This is a genomic window from Amycolatopsis sp. WAC 01416, from assembly GCF_003947485.1.
Classification (GTDB): Bacteria; Actinomycetota; Actinomycetes; order Mycobacteriales; family Pseudonocardiaceae; genus Amycolatopsis.
Genome location: NZ_QHHX01000010.1, coordinates 390,467 through 403,667, shown reverse-complemented (window position 1 = coordinate 403,667; position 13,201 = coordinate 390,467). Strand labels below are relative to the sequence as shown.

Annotated in this window: 14 protein-coding genes and 1 pseudogene; 4 read left to right on the top strand and 11 right to left on the bottom strand. The window is 68.0% G+C overall.

Annotated elements, in window-relative coordinates:
- Positions 1-50: 50 nt before the first annotated feature.
- The 7 genes from DL990_RS32805 to DL990_RS32775 form a co-directional block, all read right to left on the bottom strand.
- The gene (locus DL990_RS32805) at positions 51-314 is read right to left on the bottom strand and encodes a hypothetical protein (protein ID WP_125801006.1); all 264 of its coding nucleotides are present in this window, start codon (positions 312-314) and stop codon (positions 51-53) included.
- A complete protein-coding gene (locus DL990_RS32800; RefSeq protein WP_233599006.1) occupies positions 302-499 on the bottom strand; it encodes a hypothetical protein in 198 nt (65 codons plus the stop codon). Before DL990_RS32800 ends, DL990_RS32805 begins: the two co-directional genes overlap by 13 nt.
- 200 nt (positions 500-699) lie before the next feature.
- Positions 700-1,485 (bottom strand): hypothetical protein, encoded by a 786-nt coding sequence (locus tag DL990_RS32795; protein WP_125801005.1) that lies wholly within the window; start codon positions 1,483-1,485, stop codon positions 700-702.
- 216 nt (positions 1,486-1,701) lie between these two features.
- Positions 1,702-2,958, bottom strand: coding sequence for a barstar family protein (locus DL990_RS32790; protein WP_233620648.1), 1,257 nt, complete (start codon positions 2,956-2,958; stop codon positions 1,702-1,704).
- A gap of 29 nt (positions 2,959-2,987) precedes the next feature.
- A complete protein-coding gene (locus tag DL990_RS32785) occupies positions 2,988-4,271 on the bottom strand; it encodes an FAD-binding oxidoreductase (RefSeq protein ID WP_125801004.1) in 1,284 nt (427 codons plus the stop codon).
- 27 nt (positions 4,272-4,298) lie between these two features.
- Positions 4,299-5,153 carry an alpha/beta hydrolase gene (locus tag DL990_RS32780; RefSeq protein WP_125801003.1) on the bottom strand — a complete coding sequence of 285 codons (855 nt, stop codon included), beginning with the start codon at positions 5,151-5,153 and terminating at the stop codon, positions 4,299-4,301.
- Complete coding sequence (locus DL990_RS32775; protein WP_125787145.1) at positions 5,150-6,376, bottom strand: amidohydrolase family protein; 1,227 nt, start codon at positions 6,374-6,376, stop codon at positions 5,150-5,152. The genes DL990_RS32780 and DL990_RS32775 overlap by 4 nt, the downstream gene beginning before the upstream one ends.
- Positions 6,377-6,470: 94 nt before the next feature.
- Between DL990_RS32775 and DL990_RS32770 the strand changes: the two genes are divergently transcribed.
- Positions 6,471-7,058, top strand: a complete 588-nt coding sequence (locus DL990_RS32770; protein WP_125787144.1) for a TetR/AcrR family transcriptional regulator — start codon at positions 6,471-6,473, stop codon at positions 7,056-7,058.
- Positions 7,059-7,621: 563 nt separating this feature from the next.
- Here DL990_RS32770 and DL990_RS32765 read toward each other — a convergent pair.
- Positions 7,622-8,920, bottom strand: coding sequence for a phytase (locus tag DL990_RS32765; RefSeq protein ID WP_125801002.1), 1,299 nt, complete (start codon positions 8,918-8,920; stop codon positions 7,622-7,624).
- 340 nt (positions 8,921-9,260) lie between these two features.
- Between DL990_RS32765 and DL990_RS32760 the strand changes: the two genes are divergently transcribed.
- Both DL990_RS32760 and DL990_RS32755 read left to right on the top strand, forming a co-directional pair.
- Positions 9,261-9,665 (top strand): hypothetical protein, encoded by a 405-nt coding sequence (locus tag DL990_RS32760; protein WP_125787142.1) that lies wholly within the window; start codon positions 9,261-9,263, stop codon positions 9,663-9,665.
- A gap of 122 nt (positions 9,666-9,787) precedes the next feature.
- On the top strand, positions 9,788-10,249 hold the full coding sequence (locus tag DL990_RS32755) for an SRPBCC family protein (protein ID WP_125801001.1): 462 nt from the start codon (positions 9,788-9,790) through the stop codon (positions 10,247-10,249).
- Here the strand turns inward: DL990_RS32755 and DL990_RS32750 are convergent.
- The 3 genes and pseudogenes from DL990_RS32750 to DL990_RS32740 form a co-directional block, all read right to left on the bottom strand.
- Positions 10,240-11,832, bottom strand: coding sequence for an NAD(P)/FAD-dependent oxidoreductase (locus tag DL990_RS32750; RefSeq protein ID WP_125801000.1), 1,593 nt, complete (start codon positions 11,830-11,832; stop codon positions 10,240-10,242). The two genes, DL990_RS32755 and DL990_RS32750, sit on opposite strands and share 10 nt — an antisense overlap.
- 16 nt (positions 11,833-11,848) lie before the next feature.
- The gene (locus DL990_RS32745) at positions 11,849-12,022 is read right to left on the bottom strand and encodes an NAD(P)-dependent oxidoreductase (RefSeq protein ID WP_125800999.1); all 174 of its coding nucleotides are present in this window, start codon (positions 12,020-12,022) and stop codon (positions 11,849-11,851) included.
- Between the two features lie 77 nt (positions 12,023-12,099).
- Positions 12,100-12,279 (bottom strand): annotated as a pseudogene (locus tag DL990_RS32740) (DUF5914 domain-containing protein); the annotation flags it as partial.
- 454 nt (positions 12,280-12,733) lie between these two features.
- Between DL990_RS32740 and DL990_RS32730 the strand changes: the two are divergent.
- Positions 12,734-13,105 (top strand): hypothetical protein, encoded by a 372-nt coding sequence (locus tag DL990_RS32730; protein ID WP_125787139.1) that lies wholly within the window; start codon positions 12,734-12,736, stop codon positions 13,103-13,105.
- Positions 13,106-13,201 lie beyond the last annotated feature (96 nt).

Here is a 13,201-nt window from a genome sequence, read left to right as displayed (position 1 = left end):
GCGAGACGAACACCAGGTTCGTCGGGCAGGGCGGGCACAGTGCGCCCAGCTCAGGTCCGTCGCACATGGAGGACGGCTTGCCAGCGGGCTTCGATCTCCGTCTGTGAGGTGAGGGGGCGGAGGTCGGGATCGAACATCGATCCGAACTCCTGCCGTGTGGTCGTCCACGGGATCCCCGCCGCGTCGTCCAGGATCCGCATGAGGGTCAGCGGAGACAGCCGAAACGTTTCGTGTGCCCGGAGGAACTCGATCAGCTCGACGAGGTCACATCCACGCTGGACCATCCGGTCGACCGCGCCCGCTACGGAGTCCACGTGCCCAGCCTACGCCGCCAGACGGGTGGCTGATCCGCTCGCGGGTTCTCGAGGATCGTGGTGGCGATGTCGGCGAACTGGTCGAGTTCTTCGGGCGTGAGCCGGTCGATGACAAGGCGCCGGACCTCCTTGGCGTGACTGGGCGCGGCCTGCTTGAGCGCGGTGAGACCTTTCGCCGTGATCACCGCCTCCATGCCACGCGAGCCGCATCGTTCCCGCGTGACCAAATGCTCCACCACTGCATGGCTTCGGCTGGCCACCAGCACGTCGGCGAATGGGCATCCGCGGACTACGCTGCCGTGGTATCCGCGCCGGCGAAAGCGGGAAAGAGCAAGGCGGCGGCGAAAGCCACACCGGCCGGAGGGCAGGTGGAGCGACATTCCCGTCAGTCCTGGCGCTTCTCGCGTGTCCCGGCCGCCGACACCGCCATCGCGCGAGCGTCGTCCGCCGCGCCCAGACCGCTGAGGAGCTCGGCGTACTCGTCGAGGGCGTCGGCGAGATCGAGGTGGGCGAGGAACTTTCCGGCGCGAACGCGAGCGCGTTCCCAATCGAGCGAGGATTCGAAATCGGCGCGGGCCTCGACTTCCCGGCCCAGCGCCGCGTGCGCCCGCGCCCGGAGCCGCAACCACGAAGGCAAACCACTGAGACCCTCCGCCGGATTCTCGCCCTTCCGGTGCGCGGCGTCGACGAGTTCCTCGGCAAGCGCGAGAGCCCCGGTGTGGTCCCCGACCCTGAGGCGAAGCTCCGCTAGACGCGTGCGCGCATGCGCGAGCTCGCTGCTTGCCGGCTCGGTGCGCAAAAGGTCAAGACACTCGGACGCGAAGACGATGCTCTCGTCGAGCCGCTGCTCCGCTTCGAGCTGCATGGAGTAGTTGTTCAGGGTGGTACCGAGCAGCTCCCGTCGCGCGGGATCATCGGCTGCCCCCGCCCGCGCGTACGCGATGATCGCGCGCGTCGCGTCCTCGCTGTCCGCCTTCAGCCGCGCGTTCGCCGGAACACGCTCGACATCCCTCTGCGCCATACGCAGCCGCATTACCCACAAGCCCGGATCCTCATCGAACCCCGCCCGCGCCATCGCCAGCACAGCGGCGAGATCAGCCACCACCCCATGGCCATCTCCACCCTCGACACGCCTCCGTAGCGTGCTGTGCAGCGCATCGAACTCCGTCACCGCGCTCAACGTCACCTCACTCCCGCCCACACCCCCACAATGCGCAACGACAATACCCGCCGGTGTCGTGATGCGACTCCGAAACGAGGTGGACCGCTTCAACCGGTTCCGTGCTTACCGAGCTCTTTTGGCGCCAGAGAACCAGATCGGTATTCGCAGCCGATCACATACGAAACGCACAGCACAAAGATCGTTCGGAACGGAGCGCGCCGAGGCTCAGCGCAGATCGATCCCGATGCGGTGCTCCGCGAGTAGGTCCAGCAAGTCCTCCAGGGTGATCGCCGGAGCCAGCCGACGCCGGTCGTAACCGCCGACCAGGTGCTCGCGGGCAACGGCCGAGTCGTGCCACACCAGTCGAAACGGAGCCTGGGCGCCGAACCGTCCGCGGAGGCAGTCGTCCAGGCCGTCGAGGGTCCAGCCGAAGTACCCGCCCGGGCCGTTGATCGCTTCGCCGATAGCGCAGTAGAACCCTTCGACGTCGGTCACGAACCGGCCGTCGAGGTCGTAGGTGGTTCCGGCAGGCCGGTCCAGCGCGCCCGTCAGGTGACCGAGCGCGACTCCTGACCACTGGCGCCGCAGATCACGATCGTAGTCGGCCCACAGGTTCGGCCGGGTCGGCCGTCCAGCGCGCCAGTGCTCCAGGATGTCGAGAGTTCCCTTTGGTAAGGGCTCCCCTGCGTCCACCTCGACGGTCACGTCCAGGAATCCGGCACCGAGTGGTGACGGCTCGACCGAGTCGACCGTTCCGGACACCGCGGCACCGACCACCTCGACGGCGGAACCATCGGTGGCGATCGCGTGGACCCAGGCGCGGACGCGGCGCCGACGCAGGCTTGCCCGAGTCGGCTGTCCCACCGCATCGAGCGCGGCCAGCAGGGGAGGTTCCGGTCGGCAACCGAGGAGCCGGACCTGCCGCACCGATGGTGCTGCTTGCTCGCGGAACACACCCGTGATGTCCCCGCAGGTGCCGCAGGAGGTCCCGTCCCAGGTCGCCAGGACGAATTCGTCGACGTCGCGGGGACGTACCACCGCATCCGTGCGATGACCGACGTGGACGAATCCGCCGAGGTCGATGTCCACCTTTCCGGGCACGGTCGCATTCGGTCGCTGTGCGAGTACGACGACGTCGCACAGATCCTCTCCCCACCACGACTGCGATGTGCCCGGCGGCGTAAGCGCGCTCAAGGAGATGTTGCCCAGCCACGCCTGTTCGGTACCGAGTGCTTCGGCAGGCAGCCGGCCGAGGAGATCGACGAGCATTCCTTCCGGGGCGCAGCCGACAAGCGTGAACCGCTCCCGCTGCCGGGGCGGCAGGTCGACGAACAGTCCTTCGATTTCGGCACACACCGCCAACGGGAAGTCGTCCTCGGCATCATCGAAACCGATCTCGCCGCAAATGAGCCAACGCGGGCCCATCGGATGCGGCCACGTCCACCGCCGCACCGGTGAAAACCCGGTGCCGCGGTTGGTCATCACGCCGCGACCCTACCGGCAGGAGACACTCAGCCCAGCACCGTGCCCGAGTTCGCGGTGTTCCGGCTGCGCTTACGAGAGAACGCACCCAGGTCGATCTCCAGGCCGGTGTGCGGGGCCCGGAACCGGACGGGCGACGCGTCGTGGTCGACGCCGTTCTCCACCTGGTCGATCAGCTCCGTCATCAGCTGCCCCACGACCGGCGCGTTCTTGAACTGGTTGCCGCTCGTTCCGATCGCGAGGTAGAAGCCCTCGAGTTCGGTGCGGTCGTAGATCGGAGTCCAATCGTCGGCGACGTCATAGACGCCCACCACGCCGCGCGCCCGGTTGGGCACCGCCAGGTCGGGCAACCGCCGCGCGGCCCGCGTCACCTGAGCCTCGAAGACCGCGGCTGTCGGGTGGATGTCGACGGCGTCGGGGTCGTCGGTCCACTGCATCGGATCACACTCCGGTTCCGTTCCGCCGACGAGCAGAGCACCTCCTCCTTCACCGCGGAAATAGGTGCCCAGATCCATGTCCGCCACCACGGGCCCCGCATAGCCCTCCGGAACCGGCACGTGCGCTACTTCCTGCCTCATCGGGCGCACACCGACCGTGAAGTCGGAACCCACGCCGGCCAGCCGATTCACCGCGCCCGACCACGGACCGGCCGCGTTGACCACGACGGCGCAGGGAATCCGGGTGCCGTCCGACAGTCGCACCGACGTCACGCGCCCGCCGGCCTTCTCCACCGCTGTCACCGTGCTGCGAAAGCGGAACTCCGCCCCACACGCCGAGGCCGCGGAGGCGAGGTTCACGGCGGCGAGGCTCGGGTCCGAGACGTAACCGGCATCCGGGGTGTACACGCCACCGAGCGAGTGTTTCGCGTCCTCCCAGAATTCCTCGTCGTCGAGCCGCTTCGGCGGCCAATGACGGCCGGCGTCGACACCTGGAACGCGCTCGGCCAATGTCGCGCTGTCCCATTCCTCGTAGGGAACACCGATCGCATCGAACAACGGAAGCCACGACGTACGCGGAGCCGCCTCGACGTCCAGCATGACCAGCCCAGTCTTGCGGAACATCGCGAGGTCGCCGACCTCGTGCCCGAGGTGGGCGGCCCAGTCGAGCCAGCCGAAATGCGCTTCCCACGCCGTCGCCACCCCGGCGGTGGTGGAGAAGTTGAACCGAACGATCGCACTCGATGCCGAGGTCGACCCCTGTCCGGCTCCTGGGGCTCGATCGAGCACGAGCACCCGGTGCCCCGCCCGCGCGAGCTCAAGGGCGATCGACGAACCGATCACCCCTGCCCCGATCACGACCACATCGGCACTCATACGTCGCCCTCTCTCCTGAAGCAGCGTCTACAGGGCACGGCAGGTCCTGAGGTAGCTGAGGAACGAAGCCTGCAAGCCGGTCACGTGCGTTTCGCGCAGCACCGCGCTGGTGACGGCCGCGCCGCGAGCGGTCAAGCGGTGCAGGACGGTGGCCGCGGTCTTCGTGAGGCTCTGGTAGACGGCGAGGTCTCCGAGAAGCTCTCGGTCGTTGATGGTCAGGTGAAGCTTGGCGGCAGGCAGGCTGTCGCCCATTTCGTCGAGCCGCGCGAAGATCTGACTGTCTTCACTGACGACACCGGGGCTGCCCACTCCGATGCTGTCGAAGAGCGTGCTGCCGGTGAGCCAGGTGTAGAGACTGAAGAGTCCGCCGTAGGAGTAGCCGAAGAGGCCGTGACCGCTCGCGGCCGTGCCGTAATCGCGTTCGATCCGCGGGTGCAGTTCCGCGGTGAGGAAGCCCAGGAACGCATCGGCGTGGGTGTCGCGCAGTTCGGCGAGGTAGGCGTCGGATTCTTCGCGTGTCCTCGCGCCCGCTTGGAATCCCGCCTCCACGGCATCGATGAGTTCCTTGGCGATGGGCTCGCCGGGTGGCACGAGGTCCCTGTTGCGCAGGCGATCCCAATGCTGTGCGTCCTCGCCCGCATAGCCGACGCTGACTTGGATGTAGGGCTGGATCTGTTGCAGGGGGTCTTTCTGGGTGACGATGAGCGGAGCCGTCAGGCCCACGGCCCAGTTGCCGTCGAGCACGTACACGACAGGCGCTTGCGTCGTGGCGGGGTCGTAGCCCGGTGGCGTGGTGACCCAGACGCCGTAGTCGTGCCCTCCGCTGGAACGCAGCTCGAAATAGTCGGTGTCGGCGAGGCAGCCCTGCCATATGGTGCTCATCGAAGGTCCTTCACAATTCGGCCGGCCTTGAGAACGAGGACGGCATTGGCGGGATCAGCGAACAGCTCCGGGTCTTCTACCGGGTTGCCGTTCCACAACACGAGGTCGGCCTGCGCGCCGGGTGCGATGACCCCGACTTGGCCGGACAGGCCGAGGATCTCGGCGTTGGTCTTGGTGGCTGCCACGAGAGCTTCCATCGGCGTCTCGAGTTCTGCGCGCAACCTGAGCTCTTCGCCTCGGCGGCCCTGAGCCGGGCCGATGAGATCCGAACCCAGCCCGATCCGCACCCCGGCCTCCTTGGCGACAGCGAGCGCTTCGGCCATCCGCTCACGAACACCCAGCACCCGATCGCGGGTCGACTCGTCGAGGCCCGCTCCGGCGGTGTCGTTCAGCAGTTGCTCGACGACGGCGAACGTGGGCACGAGTGCGACCTCGCGAGTGGCCATCAGGGTGGCCGTGGACTCATCGAGGTCCGTGCCGTGCTCGACACAGCGCGCCCCGGCCTCGACGGCGTTCCGGATGCCGTCGTTGTTGTGGGCGTGAACTGTCACGTAGGTGCCCCGGGCCGCGGCTTCCTGGACAGCGACGGCGATCTCCTCGACGGTGAACTGGGTGTCGGTCAGCCGGTCGTGGGCGCCGACCACTCCGCCGGTCACGCAGAGCTTCAGGAAGGAGGCTCCGCGGCGGAAGGCCTCGCGCACGTTGGCTCGCAGCTCGTCCGCGTTGCCGGACATCGTGGACAGGGCGCACAGGCCGGGTAGGTGGTGGCTGCTCCACAGCTCGGTGGGTTCCCAGTCGGCTCCGTAGTAGCCGTGCCCACCGATCTGGCACTGAACCGGTCCGCACGACAGCACGCGTGGCCCCCTGACCTTGCCCTTCGCGATCGTCGTGACGAGGCCGCCGTCGACCCCGCCGGTGTCGCGAACGGTCGTGAAGCCGGCATCGAGCGTCGCGCCGGCCGTGGCGAAGATGTCCGCCGCGATCTCAGCGGCGCTTATCCGGAACGAGAACTGCGGCCCGATCGGGCTCGACAAGCCCAAGTGGACGTGAGCGTCGATCAGGCCGGGCGTCATCGTCAGCCCGTCGGCATCAAGGCGCTCGCCGCGTGCGCCTGCTGCCCCGACCTGGGTGATATGCCCGTCTTCGACGCTGACGCCAACGTTGACCGGGTCGCGACCTGATCCGTCGACGACCGTCGCGCCGACCACCTGAACACGTCCCACGAGTCGTTCCCTCCACCGTTGCGAGCCGACTGCGACCATGTGCGAGGCGACACGGCGTCGTCGGTGCTTCTTTTCCAATGGATAAACTGTGGGAGTGATCTTGTCAAGCACGGAACGCAAAGGCGACGCACGCGAGCGTCTTCTGGCTCGGCTTCTCGACGCCTTCGACGAGACACTTCCCTCACCGGAGGTGTCGCTCCGTGAGATCGCCGCCCGGGCCGAGACCAGCCACGCTCTCCTGCGATACCACTTCGGGTCGCTCTCGGGCGTCTTGGCGGCCATGCTCACGGCACAGCGATCACGGGACAACGAGGCGCTTTTCGAGGCCGCCCGGCAGAGCACCTTCGACGACCTCGTCGTGGCGATCTGGCGGACCTACACTCGTCCGGAGCAGCTGTCGCGTGTCCGCGGCTTCTTTCACGTCGTAGGGCTGGCCGCGTACAGCCCACAGGACTTTCGTGAGTTCATCGGCTCGCTCGACGACCTGACCAAGATGCTGGCCTCGCTCGCGGAACGCGAAGGGCTCGACGCCAAGGAAGCGCTGACCATGGCCACCGTCACCATCGCCGCGATTCGCGGCCTGCTCCTCCAAGAGGTCCTGACGCCGGCGGTCCACTCGGAGGACGCGGTCGCCTTGATCCTGCGCATGAGCAAGATTCCACGGACATGCCCGGAACCTTGAACAGGTAGCGGCCTTTCACCACACATGAGCCCTTTCGACGCCTACTCCCGAGCAGCGATGTGGCTGCGATGGGAGGAGGCACGTGTATCACCAAGGGGAATTCAGTCGCTGTGGCAAGCGTCTTCGACCTACCATCACAACGAGCCCGCCCAAGGCGCATCTACCCGGTAAGGGTGCGTCCTGCCCGTCGCACGGTGGGGGTGGCTGCCCGTTCGAGCCGGGCCGGGTCCGGGGAGCTCACGCCTCGACGGGAGGTGTCGGGGTTCCCTCGTCAACGCACGTTCATCGTCATGAGCGCTCGCGCGATGCGCTCTATTCGGATTTGAAACCGGACAGTCTCAAGTCGGCGCGAAACCGCCAAGCCAGCTGAAGGCACGCCTTCGCGTTCAGCGACATGTCGTCGTCCTGACAGGATCGCGGATTCCCGGTCGTCTCTTCTCAGCCACGGCCGTTGCTCGCGGGCTTCGCCACCGCCATAGCCCTCGGTACCGGCCATGGCGGCGGCACCGAAACTGCGCCCGGCGGCCGCTGGACCGGCGGTCTCGCCGCCGGGGCGAGTCCGGTCAGTCGTCGAGGGCGTCGAGTACGTGTCCGAGGTCGACGAACTTGAAGTTCGTGGCGTCCCGGCCCGACTCTCCCGGCTTGTCGTCACCGTCCTGGACGACGAGCAGGCCGTTGGGGTACTTGCTTCCGAGTGGCTCGTTGAGGACGGCGGCGCCGTCGCTTTCCTCGGTGCCGTCGAGGGTCGCCGACGCGGCGGTCACCCGGAAGCCACCTTCGTACTCGTTGTCGTCGCCGAGTTCGCGGTCGTAGGCGGCGAAGGTGTTGTCCCCCTGACTGGAAGCGAGCAGGTACCCGTCACCGTCCTTCTGCTTGAGCAGAGTGAGCCCTTCGACGTCGGCCGACAGGCGCGTGCCGCCGTAGCCCGGGTTCGGTCCGGGTACGCATTCCTCCGTCGCCTCGTCATAGGTTCCGGGGATGCCGTATTCACGAACCTTGTCGATGAGCTTCGGAGTGCCTTCGAGGTCGGCGTCCACCCGCCAGATACCGACATCCTCCTGCCCGGCATAGAGGGTGCCGGTCGCGGGATCGACGACCATACCTTCGACCTGGGGCAGTTCACCCGGTTCACCGCACGGAGTCCACGACTTGCCGTTCGGCAGCCTGAACGCGGACGGCAACGCGACAGTGCGCACCTTGCGGTAGGTGACTGTGCCTCCGGCGCCCGCGGTCAGCTCCAGCAGGCTGAGAGCGGTGCGTTCCCGCTGGCTGACTACCGCATACGAGCGGCCGCTGGAGGGATCGGTCCACGTGGCGAGGCCATAAGCGGTGCGCTGTTCGTTGATCTCCTCCTGCGACGAGGAGAAGATCGCCGGCGCCGAGGGATCGGTGACGTCGGAGAGAGGGGCACCGGAGTCGCCGCCGTCGATGCGGTAGATCCGCAGCCGGTCACGGCCGCGATCACTGGCGACGGCCAGGTCGCTCACACCGGAGCCGACCTTCATACGGTGCACGAGGTCGACGTTGTTGAACCGGCCGGGAGCATCATCCGGACCGGGCGCTTTCGGCGCCGGTACCGACTGCACTTCGCGGCCGTCGAGGTCGTAAACGCGCAGACCGCCCTCCTTGACCGTGGCGACGACGAGGCTGCGATCCGGAGCCGCGGGGTTACGCCAGATCGCCGGGTCGTCAGCGTCCGCGTTGCCGCCTGCTTCGTCGTCGTACACGGCAGGGGTTTCGGTCGTCGGCTTCACACTGGGCAGAGCATCAGCCGCCACGGCCGAAGGGGGTAGGACCGTGGCGAATGCCGTGATCAGCACGAGACCGCCGACGACGACGCGGGCTCTGGAGGCCTGAGCCATCAAAGTGTTCCTTCCCTGGAGCGAATCGGACAGCCCACTATGAAGTCACCGAGTGACAAGTTACCCGAAAGTAGCGGCACGCCCGGGTGACCAGGACATGAACAAGGCCTGTTCACGATGACCCCCGCCCGCCCCCGGTGCGGGTGGCCGGCTTGTGTCCTTTGTGGACAGTAGACGTCCATCACTGCGGCATGAGCCTCGAAGAGCGGCCGGCACACAGGTGGCCACAAGGGCAGGAACTACCGCCCTTGTGGCGGAACAACCGTCCGACCACTCGCGCTCGCGGAGTGGGACGCTCCGAGTTCAGCGGAAACCGAACAACAACGAGTTGGGGCAGACCATGCGCAAGTTTTTCGCAGCGATCGTCCTCTTCGCGGGCTGTCTGACCATCGGGGCGACACCGGCGAACGCCACCCAGACCCGCGCGACGGTACTGGCGGACTGCCATACGGCCAACGTGCAGTTCAACTTCGACAACTGGGGCTCCACAGGTGGCTTCCACGCCTACTGCGGCCATGCCCGACACGTCTGGGCCGTCACCGCGTTCTACGACTCCTCCGGAGCACAGATCGCGGGCGGCAGCGGCTACGGCCTTGTCCCCGCCGACGGCCAGTGGCACTGGTTGCACGCGAACACCAACTGGGGAGGCCTCTGGAAACCGGTGTACACCGGCTGCATCTGGATCACCCAGGACAACCCCTCCCCCGGTGGCACCTTTCTGTACAACTACTGCAAGAACATCTAGCCCACTCACGGCCACCTGCACCGAACTGGCGGTTTCGCGTGACTGGCCATTCAGTCAGCTCACAGGCTTCAAGTCGCTCCGGCGGGGTACCCATGCGGTGCCACTCAGAACAGGAGGACGCCGTGAGTGAAGTCAGCCGAGTCGTCGACGTGCCGCCGGACGCCGTTTTCGCCGTGCTCGCCGACGGCTGGTCGTACGCGAGCTGGGTCGTCGGCAGCTCCCATATCCGTGATGTCGACGAGGACTGGCCTGCTGTCGGTTCGCGGATCCACCACAGCGTCGGACCGTGGCCCTTGCACATCCAGGACGTCACGGTCGTGAAGGCGGTCGAGCCCGGCGTTTCCCTCTCGCTGGAGGCGAGGGGCTGGCCGCTCGGCGCGCCGGCGGTCGAGGTCACGCTCCTCCCCCACGGCGAAGCCAAGACCGAGGTCCGGATGAGGGAAAGCGTCGTGCGTGGTCCCGGCAAGGTGCTGCCCGAGGCGGTTCAGGCGCTCGTCGCCAAACCACGCAACACCGAGGCCCTCGCCCGATTGGCGGATCTGGCGACCGGGAAGTACACCGACCGCAAGGGCACTCAGCGGTAGACCGCCCGGTTCGCCGCGGCGATCACCGCCGCGTAGCCCTTGCCGAGCACTCCGGCCCTGGCCAGCGCGGCGCGGGCCGCGTTGGCACCGGGGCCGCCATGGACCGCGCCTCCCGGATGCGCCGACGCGCCCGCGAGGAACAACCGGTCCACCGGCGTGTCCGCGCGGCCGAGGCCGGGGACGGGGCGGAAGAACAGCTGCTGGTGGATGGCCGTGGTCCCGCCGCTGATCGCGCCCCCGACCAGGCCGGGATCGTGGGCCGCCAGTTCGAGCGGGCCCTGCACGTACCGGCCCTGGATCACGTCGATGAACCCCGGCGCGTTCGCCTCGACCGTCTTTTCGATCCGTGCGACCTGCCGGTCGAGCGCCTCCCGGTTCTCCATCAGCCCGCGGGGAACGTGGGTGTACGCCCACGCCGCCTCGGTACCGGGCGGCGACCGATGCGGGTCACTCGTCGTCATCTGCCCGAACAGCAGGAACGGATTCCGCGGGCTCCGGCCGCGGACCAGGTCGCCGCCGAACGCCGACAGACCGTCCAAATCCGCTCCGAGGTGGATGGTGCCCGCCCCGCGAGCGCCTTCTGCCGTCCACGGGACGGGACCGGACAACGCCCAATCCACCTTTACCGTGGCGCTGTCCCATTGGAACCGGCCGAGATCGGCGAGCAGCCGCGAGGGAAGCCAATCCGACGGGACCATCTCGCCGTACAACGTCGGTGCCGGGACGTCCGCGAGCACCGCCTTGCGGGCCCGGATCGGGTTCCCGTCGCCGTCTCGCACGCCCATCGCCCGTCCGCCCGCGACGAGCACTTCCGTTACAGGACAACGGCATCGGACCTCGCCGCTGCGGGCGGCAAGCCGTCGGACCAGTGCCGTGATCAGCTCACCGGCTCCACCGACCGGTACGGGAAAGCCGACGTCCTGCCCGATCATCGCGAGCAGCCAGCCGAAGACCGCGCTGCCCGCGTTGTCCACGGAAATATCGCTGTGCGCGGCGTTCCCGGCCAACAACAATCGAGCACCCTCGCCGTCGAAATGCTCTTCTCCCAACCGGCGGGCGGGCAACGTGAGCATCCGGGCCAGCCGCAGCGCTTCCGCGGTCCCCGTCCGCCGCAGCAGCCGCACAGCCGGGCGCACCGGCGGGAACGGAGTGAACAACGCGTTCAGCAGCGGCTCGCGAATGTCCTGCCACCGCGCGAACAAGCTCCGCCACGCGGCGCCGTCGCCGGGCGCGAACTCGTCGGCCGACGCCGCCGTCCGCTCGATGTCCCGTGACAGCACCGCGCACCGATCGTCGGGCAAGACGTGTGCGAGCACGTCGGGAGCGTGCCTCCAGCTCAACCCGTGGTCCTCGAGTCGCAGTCCCCGCATCACCGGCGATACGGCGGTGAGCGGGAAGAACGCGCTGCAGAGGTCGTTCCGGAACCCGGGCGAGGTGACTTCGTCGGTCCGCACCGCACCGCCCGGCTTCTCCGCCTGCTCCAGCACCAGGACCGACCAGCCTTGGTCGGCCAGGAGGTTCGCGGCGACCAAGCCGTTGTGGCCGGCGCCGATGACGACCGCGTCGAAGACTTCCGTGCTCATCCGTGCCTCCCGATCGTCAGGATTGCGATTGGTGGCTGGGCCTGCCGCGAGCCAGCGAGCGGAGCCGTCGCAGCAAGCCGTGCCCCCGCGGCGGGCTCGCGGCGCCCTTCAGGTCGTCGTCGCCGGATTCGAGGGCGTGGAGCAGCGCCGTCCCGACGTTTCCGGTCGCCCCGGTGATCACAATGCGCACAGCCTGCGCTTACCCTGCCGGGTGATCGCGGAAACCTGTCAGCCCGACGCGAGGTCGACGTCTCCCGCTCGCAAGGCGTCGGACGTGGCTATCGTCGCCTCGATCACGGCGGTGCACGGCCGTCCGTCGGGGCCGTTCCCGAGCGGGGTTGCGTCGGTTTCGACCACGCTGCCGCGCCCTTCGCCGTCGACGATGGTCATCAGCACCGTGCGGGGTTCGGGGCAGGTGAAATCGGCGATCACCGGCACGCCCAGTCGGCGACATCACGTTGTGGCACGAAGACTGCCCGCTGTTCGGAGTCGGCGATCTCGCCCGACGGCCCACGGTGGCAACCCTCCTCGGGCACTGAGGCCTCGCCGGGCACCCGATCCGCTCGGTCCCCAACCACGGACGGATCCGCCTGCTGAACCGGCTGGCCGCCTCGAAATCCGGACTGTCCGGTAAGCCCCGCTCGAAGTACCTGAAGGACCCCTTCCTTGCGCCTAGGTACAGGAAGGGGTCCTTCAGGTACTCGGGACTGAGCAGAGGGAAGGGTCCTTCACCTGAAACGCCCGTCGTTCGTACTCGGCCCGCAAGCAGGTTGCGAAGACCCAGTTCGTGGTGCACAGCTTCCGCCGCGCCTGACCGAAGGGCCACGCGGCTTCCATCGGTGTCACGTTTCCGGCGGCCCTCTCGTCCGACAGGGGACACGTCCACCGAAGGAGAACCTCAATGCCGAAACCGTTGCGCGTCGCGATCCTCGTGCAGACCCTCGCCGTCTTCCTCACCCCGATCTCGGCGGGACTCCTGCTGACCGTGCCGTACGGCCATGCACTGCACAGCGCAACGTCTTACACGCTGTTCGTCGTGGCGGTGCTGCACGTGATCACCGCGGTTCTCGTCTGGCGGCCGGGCGGCGGCTCCCCCAAACCTATCGCGCCCGCGGCCGTGTTCCTCGCGCTCACGCTGGCCCAGGTGTTCCTTGGGTTGGCGCAGGTGACGGCCGTCCACGTTCCGCTCGGCGTCGTGCTGTTCGGCTTCAGCCTCATCCAGCTGGACCGTATTCGGCCCGCTCGGGAAACCGCCTTGCGCTCCGCGTACTAGCGGCCTTCTTTCAAGCAGACCCGCCGCCTGGGCGGCCCGCTGGTACCACACCTAGCGCCCGTCTCGGGCCTTGGTGACGAGACGCGCCCGGTGCAG